This window comes from Nocardiopsis sp. NPDC055551 (assembly GCF_053619415.1).
In genome coordinates, this window is record NZ_JBSHJJ010000012.1 from 209,500 (window position 1) to 231,275 (window position 21,776).

18 protein-coding genes are annotated in these 21,776 nt (G+C 68.2%); 12 read left to right on the forward strand and 6 right to left on the reverse strand.

The features are described from left to right. Nucleotides 1–264 precede the first annotated feature (264 nt). The 6 genes from nrdR (at nt 265) to ACWGSK_RS21835 (ending at nt 7,876) form a co-directional block, all read left to right on the forward strand. The gene (gene nrdR / locus ACWGSK_RS21810; protein ID WP_358515295.1) at nt 265–774 is read left to right on the forward strand and encodes a transcriptional regulator NrdR; all 510 of its coding nucleotides are present in this window, start codon (nt 265–267) and stop codon (nt 772–774) included. Between the two features lie 100 nt (nt 775–874). After that, the gene (locus ACWGSK_RS21815) at nt 875–4,870 is read left to right on the forward strand and encodes a vitamin B12-dependent ribonucleotide reductase (protein ID WP_452456592.1); all 3,996 of its coding nucleotides are present in this window, start codon (nt 875–877) and stop codon (nt 4,868–4,870) included. Nucleotides 4,871–5,088: 218 nt separating this feature from the next. Continuing rightward, nucleotides 5,089–5,415, forward strand: coding sequence for a hypothetical protein (locus ACWGSK_RS21820; RefSeq protein ID WP_452456593.1), 327 nt, complete (start codon nt 5,089–5,091; stop codon nt 5,413–5,415). Nucleotides 5,416–5,612: 197 nt separating this feature from the next. Next, on the forward strand, nt 5,613–5,831 hold the full coding sequence (locus ACWGSK_RS21825) for a hypothetical protein (RefSeq protein ID WP_358514048.1): 219 nt from the start codon (nt 5,613–5,615) through the stop codon (nt 5,829–5,831). 343 nt (nt 5,832–6,174) lie between these two features. Beyond that, entirely contained in the window at nt 6,175–6,348 is a 174-nt protein-coding gene (locus ACWGSK_RS21830; protein ID WP_358514044.1) for a helix-turn-helix domain-containing protein, read from the forward strand. 361 nt (nt 6,349–6,709) lie between these two features. After that, nucleotides 6,710–7,876, forward strand: a complete 1,167-nt coding sequence (locus tag ACWGSK_RS21835) for an RNA-guided endonuclease InsQ/TnpB family protein (protein WP_358514042.1) — start codon at nt 6,710–6,712, stop codon at nt 7,874–7,876. 109 nt (nt 7,877–7,985) lie between these two features. On the opposite strand, the gene ACWGSK_RS21840 is transcribed toward ACWGSK_RS21835, so the two are convergent. Continuing rightward, entirely contained in the window at nt 7,986–8,291 is a 306-nt protein-coding gene (locus ACWGSK_RS21840) for a hypothetical protein (RefSeq protein ID WP_358514040.1), read from the reverse strand. Nucleotides 8,292–8,561: 270 nt separating this feature from the next. On the opposite strand from ACWGSK_RS21840, the gene ACWGSK_RS21845 reads away from it, so the two are divergent. Both ACWGSK_RS21845 and ACWGSK_RS21850 read left to right on the forward strand, forming a co-directional pair. Continuing rightward, complete coding sequence (locus ACWGSK_RS21845) at nt 8,562–10,391, forward strand: SPFH domain-containing protein (RefSeq protein WP_358514057.1); 1,830 nt, start codon at nt 8,562–8,564, stop codon at nt 10,389–10,391. After that, the gene (locus ACWGSK_RS21850) at nt 10,392–11,846 is read left to right on the forward strand and encodes an SPFH domain-containing protein (protein WP_358514036.1); all 1,455 of its coding nucleotides are present in this window, start codon (nt 10,392–10,394) and stop codon (nt 11,844–11,846) included. It abuts the gene before it with no gap. 98 nt (nt 11,847–11,944) lie between these two features. Here ACWGSK_RS21850 and ACWGSK_RS21855 read toward each other — a convergent pair whose 3' ends face one another. The 3 genes from ACWGSK_RS21855 to ACWGSK_RS21865 all read right to left on the reverse strand — a co-directional run bounded on the left by ACWGSK_RS21855 (nt 11,945) and on the right by ACWGSK_RS21865 (nt 13,616). Then, nucleotides 11,945–12,133, reverse strand: a complete 189-nt coding sequence (locus ACWGSK_RS21855) for a hypothetical protein (protein ID WP_067603490.1) — start codon at nt 12,131–12,133, stop codon at nt 11,945–11,947. A 177-nt stretch (nt 12,134–12,310) separates the two neighbouring features. Beyond that, nucleotides 12,311–12,967 (reverse strand): hypothetical protein, encoded by a 657-nt coding sequence (locus ACWGSK_RS21860; protein WP_358514034.1) that lies wholly within the window; start codon nt 12,965–12,967, stop codon nt 12,311–12,313. Nucleotides 12,968–13,040: 73 nt separating this feature from the next. Beyond that, nucleotides 13,041–13,616 carry a DoxX family protein gene (locus ACWGSK_RS21865; RefSeq protein ID WP_452456594.1) on the reverse strand — a complete coding sequence of 192 codons (576 nt, stop codon included), beginning with the start codon at nt 13,614–13,616 and terminating at the stop codon, nt 13,041–13,043. A 195-nt stretch (nt 13,617–13,811) separates the two neighbouring features. On the opposite strand from ACWGSK_RS21865, the gene ACWGSK_RS21870 reads away from it, so the two are divergent. Together ACWGSK_RS21870 and ACWGSK_RS21875 are read left to right on the forward strand one after the other, a co-directional pair. Then, nucleotides 13,812–14,510: a ribonuclease HII gene (locus ACWGSK_RS21870; RefSeq protein WP_452456595.1), complete on the forward strand. Its 699-nt coding sequence runs from the start codon at nt 13,812–13,814 to the stop codon at nt 14,508–14,510. Nucleotides 14,511–14,646: 136 nt separating this feature from the next. Continuing rightward, nucleotides 14,647–17,103, forward strand: coding sequence for an AAA family ATPase (locus tag ACWGSK_RS21875; protein ID WP_452456596.1), 2,457 nt, complete (start codon nt 14,647–14,649; stop codon nt 17,101–17,103). A 79-nt stretch (nt 17,104–17,182) separates the two neighbouring features. On the opposite strand, the gene ACWGSK_RS21880 is transcribed toward ACWGSK_RS21875, so the two are convergent. Next, nucleotides 17,183–18,415 carry an RNA-guided endonuclease InsQ/TnpB family protein gene (locus tag ACWGSK_RS21880; protein ID WP_452456597.1) on the reverse strand — a complete coding sequence of 411 codons (1,233 nt, stop codon included), beginning with the start codon at nt 18,413–18,415 and terminating at the stop codon, nt 17,183–17,185. Nucleotides 18,416–18,521: 106 nt separating this feature from the next. Here ACWGSK_RS21880 and ACWGSK_RS21885 point away from each other — a divergent pair, with 106 nt between their 5' ends. Both ACWGSK_RS21885 and ACWGSK_RS21890 read left to right on the forward strand, forming a co-directional pair. Next, nucleotides 18,522–19,247: a nucleotidyltransferase family protein gene (locus ACWGSK_RS21885; protein ID WP_452456614.1), complete on the forward strand. Its 726-nt coding sequence runs from the start codon at nt 18,522–18,524 to the stop codon at nt 19,245–19,247. Nucleotides 19,248–19,311: 64 nt separating this feature from the next. After that, nucleotides 19,312–20,109, forward strand: a complete 798-nt coding sequence (locus ACWGSK_RS21890) for a tyrosine-protein phosphatase (RefSeq protein ID WP_452456598.1) — start codon at nt 19,312–19,314, stop codon at nt 20,107–20,109. Nucleotides 20,110–20,130: 21 nt separating this feature from the next. Here the strand turns inward: ACWGSK_RS21890 and ACWGSK_RS21895 are convergent, their stop codons facing one another. After that, on the reverse strand, nt 20,131–21,684 hold the full coding sequence (locus tag ACWGSK_RS21895; RefSeq protein WP_358514053.1) for a hypothetical protein: 1,554 nt from the start codon (nt 21,682–21,684) through the stop codon (nt 20,131–20,133). Nucleotides 21,685–21,776 lie beyond the last annotated feature (92 nt).

The window sequence follows — 21,776 nt, forward strand, 5'->3', positions numbered from 1 at the left end:
AACGCGCGCCGAACGGGGTCCCCCCGGGTGCGGTCCCCTTATCCTTGGAAGCGACCCCCCGACGTATTCGAGACCTCCTCCCCGGTGGAGGCGGGTCCTGAGCCCCCACTTGAGGAACACGCCTAGGGGCGGGTTGCGACCCGTGCCCCCGGGGTCTAGGTTCGACCACAACATCTGGTGTTACCAATGGGGTATGTGCCTAGAAGTTGTGGTTAGGTAGACTCAAGGGTTGTGGTTCGGGTATAGGGAAGCAGGTGAACCAGGATGCATTGTCCGTTCTGCCGTCATCCGGACACCAGGGTGATCGACAGCAGGTCCACCGACGACGGTTCCGCGATCAGGCGACGCCGCTCCTGCCCGGTCTGTGAGCGACGCTTCACCACACAGGAGACCGTCCTGCTCATGGTCGCCAAGCGCTCCGGGGTCACCGAGCCCTTCAGCCGGAGCAAGATCATCGCCGGGGTGCGCCGGGCCTGCCAGGGGCGGCCCGTCTCCGAGGACGCCCTCGCCAAACTCGGCCAACAGGTCGAGGAGGAGATCCGAGGCCGTGGCGTGGCGGAGGTGCCGGCCAACGAGATCGGACTGGCCATCCTCGTCCCGATGCGCGACCTCGACGAAGTCGCCTACCTGCACTTCGCCAGCGTCTATCGGGGCTTCGAAAGCCTGGCGGACTTCGAAGCGGAGATCGCCAGCCTGCGGACCGACCGTGAGGACGGGACGGAGAAGGACCAGGACTCCGATCCGGCCATGCCCACGGCCGACACCGCCTCATAGCGGGCCCGGGCGTTCACCGAAACCGCCCGAGACCGCAGCGACGGCAAGAACCCGCGCGGTCATAGCCGGTCCGCGCACAGCAGACACTTCGGGGAGCGTCATGACGGAGACCAGCAGCGGTTCGACGAGTCGCAAGGGGAAGAAGGGGCCCAAGGGGCTGAAGATCAAGCGCGTCTTCACCACCGAGGGCGTCCATCCCTACGACACCCTCGACTGGGAGCGTCGCGACGTCGTCATGACCAACTGGCGTGACGGCAGCGTCAACTTCGAGCAGCGCGGCGTGGAGTTCCCCACCACCTGGTCGATGAACGCCACCCAGATCGTGGCGAGCAAGTACTTCCGCGGCGCGCTCGGCGCTCCCGAACGCGAGTGGAGCCTCAAGCAGCTCATCGACCGCGTCGTCGGCGTCTACACCGAGACCGGACTCAAGAGCGGCTACTTCGCCTCGGACGAGGACGCCGAGATCTTCGACCACGAGCTCAAGCACGCCCTCGCCAACCAGTACTTCAGCTTCAACTCCCCGGTGTGGTTCAACGTCGGGACCACCTCCTCCCAGCAGGTCTCAGCGTGTTTCATCTTGTCGGTCGACGACACGATGGAGTCGATCCTCGACTGGTACAAGGAGGAGGGGATCATCTTCAAGGGCGGCTCCGGCGCGGGTGTGAACCTGTCCCGCATCCGCTCCAGCAAGGAGCTCCTCTCCTCCGGTGGCACCGCCTCCGGACCGGTCTCCTTCATGCGCGGTGCCGACGCCTCGGCCGGAACCATCAAATCCGGCGGCGCGACCCGTCGGGCCGCCAAGATGGTCGTGCTGGACGTCGACCACCCCGACATCGAGGAGTTCGTCGAGACCAAGGCGCGCGAGGAGCACAAGATCCGTGCCCTGCGCGACGCCGGGTTCGACGTGGACCTGGGCGGCGACGACATGTTCAGCGTCCAGTACCAGAACGCCAACAACTCGGTGCGGGTCTCCGACGCCTTCATGCGCGCCGTGGAGTCCGGTTCCGAGTTCGGGCTGACCTCCCGCACCACCGGCGAGGTCGTCGCCACGGTCGACGCCAAGGACCTGTTCCACCGCATGGCCCGCGCGGCCTGGGAGTGCGCCGACCCCGGCATCCAGTACGACGGCACCATCCAGGACTGGCACACCAACCCCGAGACCGGACGGATCAGCGCGAGCAACCCGTGTTTCCCCGCTGATCAGAAGGTGCTGACCGACCGAGGACACGTCCCCATCGGCGACCTTGTCCGGAGGGCGGCACAGGGTGAGACCTTCGCCGTCTACACGAACGACGTCACGGCGGAGGCGAATCCTCGGGACGCGGTGGTAGCCATCGTCCCCACGCAGTACATGGTCACTGGCACCAACGAGGTCCTCGAACTCCGGTTCTCGGATGGTTCCGTCTTGCGTTGCACCCCGGGGCACCGGGTGTGGACGCGTAATCGCGGCTGGGCGCACGCCGAGGAATTGACGGAGCAGGACCGGATTGTTCGTTCCTTCCAGTACGCTCCTCGGTCGAATCCGATCCAGGAGATCCCGGAAGACGCCCTCGAAGCGGCTCGGAAGGCCGCGAGCCGAACCGGTGTTCGGGAGCTGAACCTGCCGACCAAGTGGGACGAGGACCCGGACCTGGCTCACTACCTGGGGTGGTTGGTCGGCGACGGTTCGATCGATGACGCCAAAGTCGTCACCATCTACGGGACGGCTGAGGAACAAACCGAAATCCTGCCTCGACACCAGGCCCTGATCGAACGTCTCACAGGGCATCGGAGTAAGCCGAGTGCCCAACCCAACGGTACGCAACAGCTCAGGGTCACTCGGAGGGCGATGGTCGCGTTCGTCCGAGCTCTCGGAATGGGTGCGCACGCCGCCGACAAGACAGTGCCGCCCGTGATGTTCGAGGTCTCCGAAGAGACCGTGTTGGGTTTCCTCCAAGGGTTGTTCGACGCGGACGGATGCGCCGTGGATCAGAAGGTGAACGGCACTCGCTACGTCGGTCTGGGCAGCCGCTCCGAAAGGTTGCTCCAGGACGTACAGGAGCTTTTGGCGCCGTTCGAAATCGCGAGCCGTGTCTACCAGGTCTCCCAGGCGAAGAGGGATACGTTCACCTACACGCGCAAGGATGGCACGACCGTCACCTATGGTAGCGAGGGGCCGTTCTACGACCTGCGCATCTCTTCCGCTTCCATGCGGGACTACGCCGCCCTGATCGGTTTTTCTCTGGATAGCAAGACCGCGAAGCTCGGCAGCGCACTCGACCATCGCCGGACCTACAACACGCAGACGACGATCCGCCTGGTCTCACGCGAGTCCCGAGGGTTCGAGACGACCTACAACCTCACCGAGCCGCGTAACCACTCCTATATCGTCGGTGGCACTGTCGTGGCCAACTGTTCCGAGTATTTGTCCCTGGACGACTCCTCATGCAACCTCGCGTCGATCAACCTGCTGAAGTTCCTGCGCGAGGACGACTCCTTCGACGTGGAGGGCTTCACCCGGCTCACCGAACTGGTCATCACGGCGATGGACATCTCCATCACCTTCGCCGACTTCCCCACGGAGAAGATCGGTGAGACCACCCGCGCCTACCGCCAGTTGGGCATCGGCTACACCAATCTGGGCGCCCTGCTCATGGCGACCGGGCACGCCTATGATTCCGAGGGCGGTCGCGCGGTGGCCGCCGCCATCACCTCGTTGATGACCGGAACCGCCTACCGCCGCAGCGCCGAGATGGCCGGTGTGGTGGGCGCGTACGACGGCTACAAGCGCAACGAGCGGGCCCACAAGAGGGTCATGCGCAAGCACGCCGCCGCCAACGACGACCTGCGCACCGTGGGCACCCTGGAAGAGCCCATCCACGCGGCGGCCACCGCCGAGTGGGCCGACTGCCTCAAGGTCGGAGAGCGTAACGGCTGGCGCAACGCGCAGGCCTCGCTGCTCGCGCCCACCGGAACCATCAGCTTCATGATGGATAGTGACACGACCGGGGTCGAGCCGGACTTCTCGCTGGTCAAGTACAAGAAGCTGGTCGGCGGCGGTTCCATGCGGATCGTCAACCAGGCGATCCCGCGGGCGTTGGGGAACCTGGGCTACCAGGCGGAGCAGAGCGAGGCGATCGTCGAGTTCGTCGCCGAGAACGGCCACGTCGTTGACGCGCCCTCGCTGCGCCCCGAGCACTACGAGGTGTTCGACTGCGCCATGGGTCACCGCTACATCGAGCCCATGGGCCACGTGCGCATGATGGCCTCGGTGCAGCCGTTCCTGTCCGGTGCCATCTCCAAGACGGTGAACGTGCCCGAGGGGGCCACGGTCGCCGACTTCGAGCACATCTACTACGAGGGTTGGCGGTCGGGCCTCAAGGCCCTCGCGGTGTATCGCGACAACTGCAAGGTCGGCCAGCCGCTGTCCACCGGCAAGAGCGAGGAGAAGGCCGCGCCGGAGAAGGCCGAGGTGACCGAGACGCCCCGACCGGTGCGCCGTCGCCTGCCCAAGAAGCGGCCCAGTGAGACCACCTCGTTCTCCGTGGGTGGCGCCGAGGGCTACATCACCGCCGGCTCCTACCCGGACGACGGACTCGGTGAGGTCTTCCTCAAGCTCGGCAAGCAGGGTTCGACCCTGGCCGGGGTGATGGACGCCTTCTCCATCGCGATCTCCATCGCCCTGCAGTACGGGGTCCCGTTGGAGACCTACGTGGAGAAGTTCACCAACATGCGCTTCGACCCGGCCGGCATGACCGACGACCCGGACATCCGTATGGCGCAGTCGGTGGTGGACTACATCTTCCGCCGCCTGGCCCTGGATCACCTGCCCTACGAGGAGCGGGCCGCCCTGGGCGTGCTGTCGGCCTCCGAGCGCGAGGCGCAGCTGAACGGGGAGGACCCGACGCAGGTCGCCACCCAGGTGGAGTCCTACGCCCAGTCCGCCGCGCCGACCAAACGGGCCGAGGAGCGATCCGAGACCCCGGTGGCCCCGCGTCCGGTAGGGGAGGGGTTCATGGCCGACGCCCCGCTGTGCATCACCTGTGGGACGAAGATGCGGCCCTCGGGCAGCTGCTACGCCTGTGAGGGCTGCGGCGCCACCAGCGGCTGCAGCTGATCCAACGCGCATGGAGGGGGAGGCGGTCCGACCGTCTCCCCCTTTCGAGTTCGTGGAAGCACAGACGCCGGTGGTGTGTTCTCCCGTTCATCGGGCAGGAACTTACCACCGGCGGTAGCATCGCTCGTATGGGAGTCGAACTGATGGAAACGGGACGCGATACTCCGGAGGATGAGCCTCGAAGGCTTGATTCGCAGGCATTGGACACTGTGAGAGCAGTGCGGAAACTCTCGCCGTCGGAACGCGCCGCCCTCGTCGCGGCGGTTCATGGGCTCGGCAAGTCGGCGCCCGAACTCTCCGATGACACCTCCGAGCCGAGTGAGCGCGCACGCAAGATCAGCGTCTCCATGCCGGAGAACCTCAGCACGGCGATCCGGCGACGGGTGGGGCGGGGAGAGTTCAGTCGATATGTCTCCGAAGCGGTCGCGAGTCGCCTGGAAGCCGATCTCCTGGCGGAGCTGATCGAACTACTCGAAGAGGAGCACGGCGAGGTACCGGAAGACCTGGTGACGGAGGCGGAGGCGGCGTGGCCGGACGCCGAGTGACGGGAAACGGAACGCTGGTCCTCCACAGCGAAGGGTTGTCCAAGATCGCCATGGGCGACAAGAGGGCCCGCGGTCACTTGGAGGTGGCACAACGTAGGGGCGCACGTGTGGTCACCAGCGCCATTACCCTCACGGAGGTCCTGCGGGGAGGCCCACGGGATGCGTCTGTGCACCAGGTCCTCTCAAGGATCGAGGTGATGCCGGTCTCCCCCGAGGTGGGGAGGGAGTCGGGAGAACTCCTCGGCGCAACGGGCCTGACCGGCCACCGCTGCGCGATCGACTCGGTCGTGGCGGTCACGGCGTTGCGGCAACCACGTCCGGTGGTGCTGCTGACCAGTGATCCGCAGGACCTGGAGACACTGGTCGAGGAGCCCGAACGCCCTCGCGGCGAGCGGGTGGTGGTCGTTCGCGTCTGACCGTGGGGCGGGCGGGCCGGTCCATACCTATGGTTGTCGGTGCGGGACCCGGGGTAACCCTTCGGCACGCACCGCAGCGGAAGGTGGTCCCCCCATGTTGATTTTCCACCGAGCCCTCCACATGCTCTGGCACCCCCGCACCGCTACCGCGTACCGGGGGCTGTGCCGAGGAAGGGCTGAAGGAGATCGTGTGTGAGGGATGTCGGGCACCCGCAAGTCTCGCCTACCGGCCCGGTGGACGCACGGCTGCTTCGTGGCCACTGTCGGAGTGCCCTGTTGGGAGCTCATCGAGCGTGACCTGGGGGACCAGGAGAACCGCTGAGCGGGAAGGGGGTGTTCCACGGTGTTGTCGGGCCGTCGTTATCGGCTTGCGCTGACCGATGAGCAGACTGCGATGTGTACCGAGTTCGGTGACCTGTGTCGGGCGGTGTGGAACACCGCTTTGGACCAGCGCCGCCAGTACGTGGACCGCCACACCCGCGGCCGACAAGGTGGGTTCTGCGGCTACCACCTGTAAGCCGGACAGCTCGCCGAGGCCAAGGCCGAAGAGCCCTGGCTCAAGGCCGCCCCCTCGCATGTGCTCCAGCGGACGTTGAAGGACCTGGACCGGGCCTGCGCCGAGAAGGGCACCTTCAAGGTGCGGTGGCGGGCCAAGTACCGGTGAAGGCCCTCGTTCCGCTTTCCCGCCGGGAACCTCATCGTCGTGGAGAAGCTGAACCGCAAGTGGTCACCTGATTTTTGGGTGTGGAAGCCCGGTCCTTCAGGGCCGGGAGGAAACACCCCGCACACCCTTCCCGGCCATCGAAGACCGGAAAAAGGCGGAGAAGTTCTCTGATCCGGCCCCATGGCCGGGCCGGGGGTGGTTAGCGTATTGGACCATGAAGCTGGTGGTGCGGGTCAAGCTGCTGCCTTCGCCAGAACAGGCGCAGGTGCTTGAGACGACCCTGCACGCCTGTAACACGGCGGCCGACCACGCCTCCCGCATCGCTCAGGCCACCGGAGCGACGAACAAGTACGCCCTGCAAAGGGCCGTCTACCACGAGCTGAAAACCAGGTTCGGTCTATCGGCGCAGCCCACGGTGCGGGTGCTGGGCAAGGTCGCGGACGCCTACACCACCCGGCAGGTGAACCTGAAAGCCGGGAACCTGGGCCGGAAGGGTTCCGCGAGGCGGACACGGATCGAGTCCACCCCGATCTGTTTCCGCACTAATGCGGCCCAACCCTTCGATGATCGGTGTCTGTCCTGGCAGATGGACGCGCGCACCGTCTCGATCTGGACCGTGGGCGGGCGGATGAAGAACCTGGGTTTTGTCACCTCCCCCGAACAGCTCAAACTCCTGGCCGAGTATCGCCAGGGTGAGAGCGATCTGCTCCGCCAGGACGGGCAGTGGTATCTGTCCGCTACCTGTGAGGTGCCCGAACGGGTGGAGAACCCGGATCCTGCCGGGTTCGTGGGGGTGGATCTGGGGATCGTGGAGATCGCCACCACCTCCACCGGGGACCGCTCCGCCGGACGCCACCTGAACCGATACCGGCGCCGGCAGAACCGTCTCCGCGCCAAACTCCAGGCCAAGAACACCAAGAGCGCCAAACGCGTCTTGAAGCGCCTGCGCCGCCGGGAGGCACGCCGGGCGCGGGATATGAACCATCGGATTTCCAAACGCATCGTGGAGCGGGCCGAACGCACCGATCACGGCATCGTCCTTGAAGACCTTCGGGGCATCCGTGGCCGGGTACGGCAGGCCAAACAACAACGCGCCGCGTTGCATTCATGGAGTTTCGCCCAACTGCGGAACTTCATCGCCTATAAGGCCCGCAGGATGGGGGTGCCGGTCCTGATCGTGGATCCGGCCTACACCTCCCAGACCTGCTCGGAGTGCGACCACACCAGCAGACGCAACCGGCCCTCACGGAACCGGTTCGTGTGCCGTCAGTGCGGTGTGGTGCTGCACGCCGATGTGAACGCTGCACGCAACCTCGCCCACCGAGGCCAGGTGGCGTGGGCTGCGGGGCGCCGGTCAACCGCCCCCACACCCTCCACATAGGAGGTGTGTCGGACGCGGGAGGTCGGATCCATCCACCAGGTGGGCGCCTACCCGCAAGCCCGTGGCTTCAGCCATGGGTAGTTGACGGAGAGTAGGTCGCCGTCGATCGTCAGCCCTCGGCGCGGTCGTTCGCCGCCACCGCGACGGCGGCGGTCGCCGCGGTCACGCTCAGCACGGCCGGCCAGGCACCGATCTTCTTGGCCAGCGGGTGGGAGAGGCCGAAGGCCCCCACGTACACTCCGGTGAGCGCGACGGCGGTGCCCGGTCCGGAGCGGCGGCGCCAGGTCTCGAAGGCCGCGGCGCCGAACACGGCCAGGACGGCTCCGCCGAGGGGGCGGTTGCCGGTGGCGCGGGCCACCGAGTAACCACCGATCAGTCCGGCGGTGGTCAGGGCGGCGCTGGGCACTGCGGTCATCGTGGTCCTCTTTCGTAGGGTGGTCCGTTACTCCCCGACGTTAGCCCTCGCCCGGAGGTGGCCGTTCGGCGGCACGCCCGTAATGACCAGGTGGAGGGCTCATCACGCTCTGGCCACGGGCACTGTGTTTCGGTTGTGGGTCGTGGCACCCTTGTGTTCTGTCCACTATCCCTTCCCTGTGCGCGAAACCCGCTCCCAACTGGAACCAAGGCGGCGTACGCCGCGTCGAAGGCGTTAGTTCCCTCAAGTTCCAGAATGGAGTACTTGCCTATGTCGTTCGCGCAGACAGTGCGCGGTGCGGCCGGTGCGGTGGCCCAAGGGGCGGATCCGCGTCAGGCCGTCTCCGACGCGGCCCAACAAGCGATGGGCCAGGGGTCAGGTCAGGGCGACCGGGGTTCCGGGCAGGGCTCGGAGGACGGGCTCGACCCCCGTGACTTCGTGGCCGCGCGCGAACAGGGCGCTTCCGTCGACACCCGCATCGAGCAGAAGACCACCTCGCTGAACACGGCGGGCGAGGCCCTCAACCGCAGCTACTACGAGCGGGGCCGCAGCGGTCCCGTCCACGTCATCTGCCCCATGGTGATCCCTCGCGGACGCACCTTCGTCACGATGCTGCCCGCCATCATCCTGGTGATCCTCGGTGTGGTCGGCACGGTCGTGTTCGTGGTGCCCGGCGCGGTGATGACCGACGCCAACCCGCTCCTACACCCGTTCTTCGGCCTCCACTACTGGCTGGTCACCATCGCGATCAGTGCGTTCATGTGGTGGCGTCAGGGCATGGTGATGGTGCCCGAGGGCTGCCAGGCCATCGTCACCCGCTTCGGGAAGATGGAGAACCTCTTCCAGCCGGGTCGCGTCACCCTGTTCAACCCGTGGAAGCGCGTCTCCTACATCGTCAACACCAGGCGTGAGTACCCGTTCAACGCGCCCATCCGCTCCGCGCCCACCAAGAGCGGCGTCCAGGCCTCCATCGACCTGTTCGTGCAGTTCAAGATCGAGAACGCGGTCGACTTCGTCTACACCCTGGGTGGGGTCCCGGGTTTCCAGGAGAAGCTCAACAACGCCATCTCCGAGACCACTCGAAGCCTCATCTACGAGCAGGAGGCCTCGGCGATCTACGACATGGTCGGCGAGAGCACCCAGGGGCTCCTCGACTCCCTGAACCGTCAGTTCAGCGGCATCGTCGTTCTCACCAGCGCCAACATCACCCACGCCGAGCCCTCCAACCAGGAGTACCGGATGGACCTGGCGGCGCCGGAGATGGTGCGGGTGGCCAAGGACGCCTACACCTTCGAGTACGAGCTGCAGCTGCGCAAGGAGCAGAACGAGGGTGACCTGAACAAGGAGCTCGCCACCCTCAACGAGACGCTGTCGGCGATCCAGGCCGACATCGCCCAGTACCAGGCGCAGATGGACACCGCCTTGGAGCGCGAGACCAACCGGGCCCGTTCCCTGGCCCACCAGCGTTTCGTGGAGGCCGAATCCGAGGCCAACGCCAACGCCGCCCTCCTGCAGGCCCAGGCCCTGGACATCCGCGCGGTGTCGGCTGCCGAGGCTCCGGAGATCCTCAACTACCGTTTCCGGGAGAACCTGCTGGACAAGCTGGAGTCGGTCGCCGACAGCCTGCCCCAGGTCCTGCGCATCGGTTCCGGGGACGCCGCGAGCGTCGACTACCTGCGCATCGCCCAGGAGATCATCGGTCAGGCCGACACGGCCCTGTTCTCCGCCGAGGACATGGCGGAGATCCGGGGGCGTCTGGGTGACATCCGCGGGCGTATCGCCCAGCGTCAGCAGGAGATCGACGAGATCGTCGAGGACGAGTCCGGTGAGCGTCGGGGACACGGCGCCGAGGACCCGGGTGAGGACCTTGTCGAGGAGATCCGTCAGTCGGTGAGCGAGGACGCGATCGGTGATCGTCTGTCCGAGACGAACACCGAGGAGGCCGCGCCCGAGACCGCGGAGCCCCAGGCTCCGGTCGACGCTCCGCCGCCCTCCGGTACGCCCTACCACCAGTCCCCGCCGCCCCAGCAGACGCGGCACCCGCAGGACCCGCCGTTGCCCCCGTGGTCGCAGGGCGGTCAGAACCCGGGAGGTCAGTAGATGAGTGAGTCCTTCAACCCCGGTGGCGGCTCCAACATCAAGGAGTCCCTCGCCTCATGGAGCGACCTCGCCGGCCTGCTGCGCGGTGGCGACCAGGGCGCGATCGTCCCGGTCGTCATCCCCCGCGACAACCGTGGTCTGCGCTGGATGGTCCTGGTGTGGTTCGGTCTGTTCGCGCTGCTGTCGGCGCTGGTCATGACCATCCACGCGGTGGCGGGTGGTATCGGCGGCGGCATCTACGGCGCGCTGGCCGTACCCACCCTCCTGGTCGGTGTGCTCAGCATCGCGGCCGCGATCCTGTGGTGGTGGCGTGGATCGATCGTCGAGATCGAGGAGGGCACCACCGGCATCCTCACCAAGTACGGCGCCTTCGCGAAGAACATCGGCCCCGGCCGCCACTACCTGTGGCACCCGTGGGCGCGCGTGGACTTCGTGGTGGACACCCGGACCGAGATTCCCTACACGGCTCCGGTCCTGGCCTGCCCCACCAGGGAGAACGTGCCGCTGAAGTCGATCGAGTTCTTCCTGAAGTTCCGCATCGACGAGCCGTACGCGTTCGTCACCACCATCGGCGCGAGCAACTTCGACCTGGTGTTGTCCAGCGCGGTGCAGGACGCCATCCGTCAGCGCAGCCGGCTGGTCAACACCGAGTCCGCCTATGACCTGCGCGGTTCCAACGTGGAGGACATGCGTCGCCTGCTCAACGAGCAGCTGCGCAAGTACGGCGTGGTCATCACCGGTTGCAACATCCCGGACGTGCAGCTGCCCAGCCAGTACCAGCAGCACCTGGCCACCCGGGAGCGGGTCGCCAAGGAACTGGTCGCCTACGAGCAGGAGTGGGAGCTCACGCGTAAGCGTCGGATCGACACCCTGCTCATGGACATCGAGCGGTCCAAGAAGACCCGTGACGCCAAGATCGTCGAGGTCAACGCCTCCCTCAACAAGGCGCGCAAGGACGTGGCGCAGATGCTGGAGGAGCAGGAGACCGAGGCCCAGCGGGTGCGGTACGAGATCGAGACGCGTGGTCGCGCGGACCTGGTGGCGGCCGAGAACGAGGCCAAGGCGCAGGAGCGTCTGGCCACCGCCTACCGGGACAACCGGGCGGTGCTGGAGTACGAGCTGGCCCGTCGTCGCCTGGACGTGGGCGCGGTCCTGGCCGAGCGGGCCCCACGTCCGGTCGTGGTGCAGACCGAGGCCGGCTCGGGGGATTCCTCGACGTTGTCGACGCTGCTCACCGCCCAGCTGTTGCCGCAGGTGATGGGCGGCGGTCAGGGTCGGCGGCCGGCGGTCTCGGGCGGTGCCCAGGACGCGTTGGACTCGGCTCAGGGCGCGGTGGCCGCGGCGGCCGCCCGCCAGCAGCAGATGTCGGAGGAGTACCAGCAACAGCAGGACACCGCGATGCGTCAGCAGTTCGAGCGCGGTGAGGGGTACGGCAAGCAGGGGCGTCGCCGCTGATCGGTCCCCGCCGAAGAGGTGAGGGCCCCGCGGTCGTGGTCGAGTGCCACGTCCGCGGGGCCCTTCGCCGTTCGAGTGTGGCCCGAGGACGTTCCGGCTCAGGACGCGGGGGACAGGGCCGCGTAGCCGGCGATGTCGATTCCGTGTCGGGCTGCGATCTCCACCAGGTCTTCGATCTCACCGGCCTGTGACGTCGCCAGGTCGTCGTCCCCGATGGCGTGGGCGCGCCGCAACGCGGTGATGGAGTCGTGGAGCCGTAGGTGCAGGGTGAGGACGAACTCGCGCATGGACATCTCCTCGGGTGAGTGCGGCGAGGGAGAACCGAAGGGGGTTCCCCAGGGGGCACCACCATCCCTACAGGTCCCGGGTGAGAGTCCGGTTGGACGCGGACAGGAACCGGCAAAGAGGAGGGTAAGAGAACGGCCCCGGGGTGGTCCCCGGGGCCGTCACCGCGATGATCGTGGTCAGTGGTCGACCCACACGTACCAGTCATCGGACACACGCTCGTAGATCCGGGATCCCTGACCGGGGACGAACACCCCGACGGGGAGCTCCTCGGTGCTGTGGGCCAGACCGGCGGGCTGGAAGAGCCCGGCGCCCTCGATGGCGTAGTGGGTGACGTCGTCGTCCTGGGACACGCTGCGCAGTGGGTACATGCCGGTCCACTCGCCGTTGCGGGAGACCGCGGTGGCCACCCCGGTGTCCTCGCGTAGTTCCAGGAGCTGGTCGGTCGAGGCGCTCACCCGGGTCTGCAAGGGGACGTCGGCCACGGCCAGGCCGATGGCCACGAACGCGATCAGTGGGGCGCTCACCCAACGCAGCCGGTAACGGCGGATCATCGGACGGGCGACGGCGAGCGCGATACCGAGTCGCAGCGCGCCCATGCCGGCCAGCAGCAGGCCACCGACGAGGCCGATGATGAACGTGGGCAGGTGCCCGGCGGGCACGCTGTCCTCGAAGAGCAGGACGAGCCCGACCAAGGCGCAGGCCGGGATGTAGAGACGACCGGGCGGTCGGGAGGCCCAACCGATCAGGCGTTGCCCCAGCGTCTGTTGCTCCGCGATCTCGATCAGCTTGGCCACGGACCCGTCGGGGTTCGGACCGGAGGCTGAGGCGGACATGGCGTTCCCCCCACCGAATCCTGGTCATGGCGACGCGGCGGGCGTAACGGCACTGGGGCGTGAACGGGCCGCGTCACATTCGATACGGCCGACGTAGTGCGGCCTGCTCCACAGGATAGAGCAGTGGAGGGGCGTGTTCGGGGCGTCGGTGAGAAATCGCGGGAGCTTTCCCACGCGCCGTCGATGTCGTACCTCCCGCGCCTGGTCGAGGCGCGGACGTTCCGGCACCCAGGACCAGATGGTCCCAGGACCATCGTCCCCCGGACATCGCCATGAGCACGCACACCGCCGTGACCAGCGCGGTCGCACCCCAGGAGTCGAACGGGGACAGGTGCTCCGTGCCCGCGCCGAGGGTGCCGACGACGGCCGCGAGGGCGAGCGCGGGACCGGTCAACCATGTGAGCAGACCCACTGCGAAGGCGACCGAGAACGCCACGAGCAGGGCGGGCACGAGTGGGGCGAAAAAGGCGAGAGGGGTGAGTCCGGAATCGGAGAGGCGTTCGGCGACCAGGTGTTCCCGGCCGCGCAGCGATAGTCCGAACTCGGTGAACAACCAGCCCACGCCCACGCGGGTCACCGCGGCGGCGACGTCGTAGAGGCGTCCGCGGGCCCAAGGCGGGGGAGAGGGTCGGGGCCTGCCCTGTTGCATGTCCATTCCTTCCGGGCGACCGGCGGTGGCGACAAGCGGAAACTACCCAAGGTGACCACTAATGACCGACTGTCATGGCCGGTGGGTCGCGCAAAACCCGCCGGAAAACCCCGACGACCCACGACGGCGGGGTTTCGGCTCCTCCCGGAGGCGCGGAAAACGGACCGGGAGGTGGGACGCCCTAAGGTGGAACGCGTGCCGACGACTTCCCGAAAGCCCAGCCCCCCGCCCGCCCCCACCCTGGAAGTGGAGAACGAGCTCCACGCCGCGGGTGCCCGTGTGGTGGCCGGAATGGACGAGGTGGGACGTGGGGCCTGGGCCGGGCCGCTCCTGGTGTGCGCGGCCGTCCCCGGAGAGGGCGAGCCGCCCGCCGGACTCACCGACTCCAAGCGACTCACCCCCAAACGCCGCCGGGAACTGGCCGCCGAGATCGAACCCTGGGTCGCCGACCACGCCTTCGGTTGGTCCTCACCCGCCGAGATCGACCAGGTCGGGATGACCGCGGCCCTGCACAGGGCGGGCCGTCGGGCCCTGGACGCCCTCGACCCCCGACCCGACGCCGTCCTCCTCGACGGCAGGCACGACTTCATCGGTCGACCCTGGCGGGTGCGAACCCAGGTCAAGGGCGACCTGACCTGCGTCAGCGTGGCCGCCGCCGCCATCCTCGCCAAGGTCCACCGGGACGCGCTCATGGCCGAACTGGCCGCGGACCACCCCGGTTACGGGTTCGAGAAGGCCGCCGGTTACCCCTCACCCGTCCACCGCGCCACCCTCGCCGAAGCCGGACCCACCCCCCAGCACCGGATGAGCTGGTCCTACCTGGACGCCCTGCCCCGCTGGCGTCACCTGCGGGTGATCCGACCGGTCTCGGACGGCGCCCTGCCCCTGTTCTGAACCTCCACCGACCGGCCCACGACACGCGGTCCCGCACTGGACATCCGACCCCCGATGGGGCAAGGCTGTTCTTTGCCCACACCCTCCGGCCCACCCCCGGGCCGTCCAGGCGACCCCCACGCAGGAAGGGGCACGGATGACGCGCGAGACGAGCCCCGCCGCGACGCGGGCGGCGCCACCCTCGGGGTTGGACCGCCTACGCGCGGCCTACCACCGTGTACCACCGGGCCGCCGTCTCGTGGCGGCACTGGTCCTGGTCACGGTGGCGGTGGTCGTCGCCTTCGTGCTGGGCGTACCGGTGTTCCCGGTCCTGGTCGGTACGGTCTTGGCCCTCATCGCCTTCAGCGCGTTGATGAGGTCCCTCGACGCGTTCCTCACCGTGCTGGTCGGAGTGGTGTGGCTGGCCATAGCCGTGCCCCTGTTCCAGATCCCCTTGCCGGCCAGACCCGTGGTCCTCTTCGTCCTCCCACTGCCCCTGCTGGTGACCCTGGTCGCGGGCCGCGCCCGCGAGTTCCCCGTCTGGCACACCTGCCTGCTGTCGCTGACCGCGGGACTCATCATCGGTTTCTCCGTGGCCCTGTTCGGCATGGTCGTCGAACCCTTCCCCGGTGAGGCCGGGATCGCCGCGCTCTACGTCGCGGCGGGCGCCTGTCTACTGTGGCGACTGCTCGCCTCCAACCAGGTCATCAAGGAGAGCCGCGAGAACGACCGCAAACGCGCCGAGGACGGAACCCGGGCGAGGAAGGCCACCGGATCCGGTGGAACGAACGCTCAGGCCCCGTCACTGCGCGGCCGTGCGGCCGACACCTCCGGACGACGCGCCGCCAAGGGCGACACCGGGGAGGACGACGAACCCGTTCCGGTCGACCAGGCGCTGGCCGAACTGGAGGACATGATCGGCCTGGACCCCGTCAAACAGCAGGTGCGGGGCCTGGCCGCCTCCATCGAGGCCGCCCGCCTGCGCGCCGACGCCGGGCTGAACGTCGAACGGCCTCTGCGCCACCTGGTCTTCTCAGGGCCACCCGGAACCGGCAAGACCAGCGTCGCCCGCACCCTCGCCACCATCTTCCACTCCTTCGGGTTGTTGCCCACCTCTCGTGTGGTGGAGGCCCAACGCGCCGACCTGGTCGGTGAGTACCTCGGCGCGACCGCGATCAAGACCAACGAGCTCATCGATGGCGCCATGGGCGGCGTTCTCTTCATCGACGAGGCCTATTCGCTGGTCAACGAAGGCGACGGTCAGTCCGACCGGTTCGGCAACGAGGCGGTCCAGACGCTCCTCAAGCGCGCAGAGGACGACCGGGACGGCCTGGTGATCGTGCTCGCCGGCTATGACAAGGAAATGGACGCGTTCTTGGCCTCCAACCCGGGTCTGGCCTCGCGTTTCGCCACGCGCATCACCTTCCCCGGCTACAGCGCCGACGAGTTGTTCCGCATCTCCGAGCGCCTCGTCACCGCCCGCGGGGACTCCCTGGACACCGAGGCCGCCCGTACCCTGCGTCGCCGCTACGACCAGACCGTCCAACGCCAGGCCGTGGACGAACTCGGCAACGGTCGCTTCGCCCGCTCCATGGTGGAGAAGAGCTGCCAGGCACGGGACGTGCGGGTGGTCACCGCCGGGGTGGGCGGCGACGAACCGGCGCCCCGGCCCAGCGCCGACGACCTGGTCACCGTGCGCTCGGTCGACGTCGAGGCCGCCTACACCGAACTCACCTCCCGTCTGCCCGGCTTCGGTGAGGCACCCGGGTTGGAGGAGGCCATGGCCGAACTCGACGACATGATCGGTCTGGAGCCGGTCAAGGAACAGGTGCGTTCCCTGGTCGCCCAGCTCCGTGTGGCCCGGCTGCGAGAGGAACAGGGCCTGCCGCACCAGCCGCCACTGCGTCACCTGGTCTTCACCGGCCCTCCCGGTACGGGCAAGACGACCGTCGCGCGCGTCCTGGGCCGGGTCTTCGCCGCGCTCGGGATGCTCGGCCGCGCCGAGGTCGTGGAGGCCCAACGCGCCGACCTGGTGGGTGAGCACCTGGGCGCCACTGCGGTCAAGACCAACCGGCTCATCGACCGGGCCCTGGGTGGCGTGTTGTTCGTCGACGAGGCCTATTCGCTGGTCAACCCCGGCTACAGCGGCGGCGACGCGTTCGGTGCCGAGGCCATCCAGACCCTGCTCAAGCGCGCCGAGGACGACCGCGACCGGCTCGTGGTGGTGCTGGCGGGCTACACCACCGAGATGGACCGTTTCCTGGTCTCCAACGCCGGCTTGGCCTCCCGGTTCAACGTGCGGGTGCGGTTCCCCTCCTACTCGGCCGACGAGCTCTCCGAGATCGCCGACACCGTGGCGGCGGGCACCGGTGACGTCTTCGACGACGTCGCCCGGGAGGATCTGCACAGCATCTTCACGCATGTGTGCGAGGCCGGGTGGATCGACGAACTGGGCAACGGCCGTTTCGCCCGTTCCCTCTACGAGGGCGCCTGTTCCCACCGTGACCTGCGGGTATCCCGGGAATTGGGGGAGTCGGCCACCGCCACCGAGCTGACCGTGATCACCAGCGACGACGTGCGCCGCGCCTACTCCGACGCCACCCAACAGAGCTGAGGAACCGTGGGAACGGCGGCTGCTACTGTCCAGTACTTGACTTCCTCCTCGTCTTAAAGGACGAGGATTTCGGAACCACCTACCGGTGGTTCGAGGCTTTCGCCTCGTCACGGGTCGCCCCGTGGCCTTCCTGTTTCGACGCCGGTCGCCTCGTCCGGGAGGATTCCCGTCGAGGTCTCACATCGGCTCCACAGGCGGATGCCGCCTGCCCGGCGGCCTTGAGGTTGATCGCCGCGTTCACATCGCGGTCATGTGTGATGCCACAGTGCTCACACGTCCAAGTGCGCACGTTCAACGGCAACCGGGCACGCACCTGCCCACACCCGGGGGTCGAGCACAGCCTGGTCGAGGGGAAGAACCGGTCCACCACGACCAGCTCCCGCCCGTACCAGCCGGTCTTGTACTCCAACATCGTGCGGAACTCGCTCCAGGCCGCGTCCGAGATGGCCCGGGCCAGGGTGCGGTTCTTGACCAGGTTGCGCACGGTCAGGTCCTCGATCACGACCACTTGGTTTTCGCGGACGAGTCGAGTGGTCAGCTGGTGCAGGAAGTCCTTCCTGCGGTCGGTGATGCGGGTGTGCACCCGCGCCACCTTCTTACGGGCCTTGGCCCGGTTCGCACTGCCCTTGGCCTTGCGGGACAGGGACCGTTGCGCCTTGGCCAGGCGGGCCCGATCCCGCTGTCCGTGCCGGGGGTTGGTGATCTTCTCCCCGGTGGACAACGTCACCAGGGACGTGATCCCCGCATCGACACCGACCACGCCCTCAGACGCCGGGACGGCCTCAATGGTGTCCTCGCACAACAACGATACGAACCAGCGCCCCGCCGCGTCCCGCGAGATGGTCACCGTGGACGGCGAAGCACCATCCGGGAGGGGACGCGACCACACGATGTCCAACGGCTGGTCCATCTTGGCCAGGGTGAGCTGCCCGTTCCGGTAGCGGAACGCGCTCGGGGTGTACTCCGCCGAGGCTCGCGACCTCTTCTTCGATTTGAATCGCGGGTAGCGGGCGCGTCCGGCGAAGAAGTTTGAGAACGCCCCTTGCAGGTGCCGCAGGGTCTGTTGGAGCGGGACGGAGGAGACCTCGGTGAGAAAACCCAGTTCGGTGGTCTTTTTCCAACCGGTGAGCAGGGCCGAGGTCGCGGAGTAGCCCACCCGCTCCCGGTGCTGCTCCCAGGCCTGGGAACGGGCGGCCAACGCTTTGTTGTAGACCAGGCGCACACACCCGAACGTGCGCGACAGCTGCGCTGCCTGCACCTGGGTGGGGTAGAAACGGTACCGAAAGGCCCGCTTCACGGTTTTGCTCGCCATAACCGATAGTCAACCAGCGTGGCCACGAGCACGTATCTGAAATGGAAAAGGAGCAGGGTGTTTCTTCCTCGCCCTGAAGGACGGGGTGTCCACACCCGACAATCCGATGACCGCCTCATCTGCATCCAGCCAAACCCCCGTCACGCAGGCACTGATCCTCGCCGGCGGACAGGCCACCCGGTTGCGGCCCTACACCGACACCCGCCCCAAGGCGATGGTGGAGGTGGCCGGACGGCCCATCATCGACTACCAGCTCGAATGGTTGTCCTCGCACGGCGTCGAGCAGGTCGTGGTGTCCTGCGGCTACAAGGCCGAGGTCCTGCGCGAGCACCTGGAGGCACGCACCGAGGGCCCCGAGATCACCCTCCTGGTGGAGGACGAGCCGCTCGGCCGCGGTGGCGCCCTGCGCTACGCCGCCGGCGGGTTGCGCGACCCGCGGGCCCCCTACTTCGCCCTCAACGGCGATGTCCTCACCTGGTTCCCGCTGGACGAACTGACCCGCCGGCACCGGGCCAAGGGCGGCCTCGCCACACTGGCGCTGTCGCGGTTCCGTACCACCTGGGGCATCGTCGACGTCGACGACGAGGACCGTATCGAGGGGTTCACCCAGAGCCCGCTGCTGCCGGTCTGGATCAACGCTGGCGTCTACCTGTTCGAGCCCGGCATCACCCCACTGCTGCCGACCAAGGGCGACCACGAGTCCTCGACCTTCCCCGAACTGGCGGAGGCCGGCAGGCTCACGGCCTACCGCATCGAAGGGTTCTGGCGCGGTGTGGACACCGCCAAGGACGTCAAGGAGGCCGGGGTCGAGATCGAGGCCCTGCGCCCCTGAATCCTCCGCGAGCGGCCGGAATCCATCCGGCCGTCGCACCCCGTGCCGCGAGGGCGTCGGGGAGGTGGGTATCGTCTCGAACGTGACGAACGACGGTTTCCTCCTCCCCAGTGCCCCCAACTTCCGTGACCTCGGCGGCCACCGCACGAAGGAAGGCCGCACCGTGCGTTCCGGGCTGCTCTACCGCTCGGACGCGCTGCACACCCTCACCGAGCAGGAGCGGACCACCTACGACGGTTTCGGTATCCGCCAGCTCATCGACCTGCGCAGCTCCCACGAACGCGACCGGCTCCCCGACCTGATCCCGGACGGCGCCGAGTACGCGGCGATCGGCGTGCAGAAGACCGACTCGGCCGGTGCCAACTTCATCGACCTGTTCGCCGACCCCGAGCAGGCCCGCGTCGCGTTCGGCGACGGTGCGGCCGAGCGCTACATGTACGACGTCTACCGCGGTCTGGTCACCGACACCGAGGCCCTGGACGGCTACCGCGACCTGATCGAACGCGCCGCCAAGGGGCCGACCGCGCTGGTCTTCCACTGCAGCGCGGGCAAGGACCGCACCGGTTGGGGCGCGGCGCTGCTGCTCACCCTCCTGGGCGTGGAGCGGGAGGTCGTGACGACGGACTACGTCGCCAGCAACGATCGTCAGGCCGCCACCGACCACTGGATGCGACTGCTGTCCCAGGAGAGCGGTCTGCCGTGGGAGGACATCGAGCCGATGACCCGGGTCAAGCCCGACTACCTGGACAGCGCGTTCGGCATCGTGGACCAGGAATACGGGTCCTTCGACGGCTACGTCGAGCGGGGACTCAAACTGTCGGGGGGAACGATCGAGAACCTCAAGGTCCGCATGCTCGCCTGATCGACGCGCGCCGCGCCTCGGTCACAGGGCGTCGAGGCGGCGGCGCAGGTCGTTCTCACCGGTGGCGCCGAACAGCGCCTCGGTCAGATGGGTGAGTACGGTGGGGCGGTCCAGACCGCGATCCAGCATCCGCCGGGCCGCCGCCCACAGGTTGGCGGGACGGCCGTCCCACAGGCGCTTGGCCAGGCGCTCGTGGCGGTCCAGCTCCTTCTCGCGCTCGGGGTCGGTGCCCTGCACGGGTCGGTACCAGCGGTCCTGGCCGGTGGAGTGGTGGCGGCCGCTGTGCGGGGCCTCCTCGTACTCGGCGAAGTGGTCCAGGCGCAGCAGGGCGCGACGGCCACGGGAGGTCGACGGGTCGAACTCGTCGGGAGCGTCGGTGATCAGCTCACTGGCCAACAGGGGGAACGCGAACATCCGGCGGGCCAGGGACCTGAAGTCGCCGTCGGGCAACAACCGGCGCACCGCCCCCTGTCGTAGCCCGAGGGGGCGGGCGGGGTCGCGGTAGGTGCGGGCGAACTCCGCGGTGGTCTCCCACACGGTGTCCAGGGCGGCACCGACCGCGACGTCGGGCAGGTCGTTCTGCGCCCCGGCCCAGCGCACCCACGCGGCGAGCACGTGCGGCATCGCCTCCTGTTCCTCGGGCAGCAGTACCACCCGACCGGGCAGCCAGTGCAGCAGGAACGACTCGACCTTGCGCGGGCTGACCCGCAGCGGGCGCCCGGAGTCGACGTCGCAGCCGTAGGTGATGATGTGGTCCGCGCACCGGCTGGCGGCGTAGGAGTCGGACAGCTCGGCGGCCTGGTCCGAGGCGAGGAAGCGGGCCGCCAGGACCGCGCGGCGGTCGCGCCGCCACATCGGCTGGTGCGTCCTGCCCTCGGGCAGCCGCTTGATGCGGGACGCGGCCAGGGCGAAGTGGGCGGCCAGCGAACCACCGGTGAGGTCGGACCGTGAGACCCCGACGGGGTTGTCGACCTCCCCGGTCACCACGCTCTCGGTGCGCTCCAGCGCGCGGAGCAGGAGCGCCCGAGCCTGGGGCAGGGGCGACTCCTCGAACCGGGCGAAGTCATCGGTGCGCGCGCGTTCACGGCACTGCGCCAGGAGCCGGTCCACCTTGGTGGTCACCCACGCGTCGCGCAGCAGGCCGCCGCTGTTGTGGTCCAGCACGAGGATGAGGGCGTGCTCGGGTTCGCCGGAGTCACGGGCGTACACGCACACCACGTCGTCGGTGTCACCGAAGCGGTCGCCGTTGACGTAGGCGGCCACGGGGGTGACCTCGCCCAATTGGGAGGCCCAGGCCGGTGCGTGCAGACCCCGCTCGCGCAGCGCGATCATGCCCTGTTCGGCGAGGTCGCGTTGGGAGGCCGAGGTGCCCAGCGCGGTGATCGCGGCGAGTACCCCCAGCCCGGCGGGTTTCCCTGAGGCCGTGGCGTGGGTGATGAGGCCCTCGCCGAGCAGCCGTTCCACGTCCACCCCGGGGACCCGTTGTCCCCACCAGGAGCCCAGCAGCTCACTGAAGGACAGCTCGGCGTCCAGCGGGTGGCGCATGGCGAGCAGCGCTCTGGCCGCGCGCAGCATTTCCTCGAACGCTGCGACGGGAACGTCGGGTCCTGTGGGTGGGGGCGTAGCGGAGGGCACGCTCCGAGCGTATGCCAGTCGGCGGCAGGAGG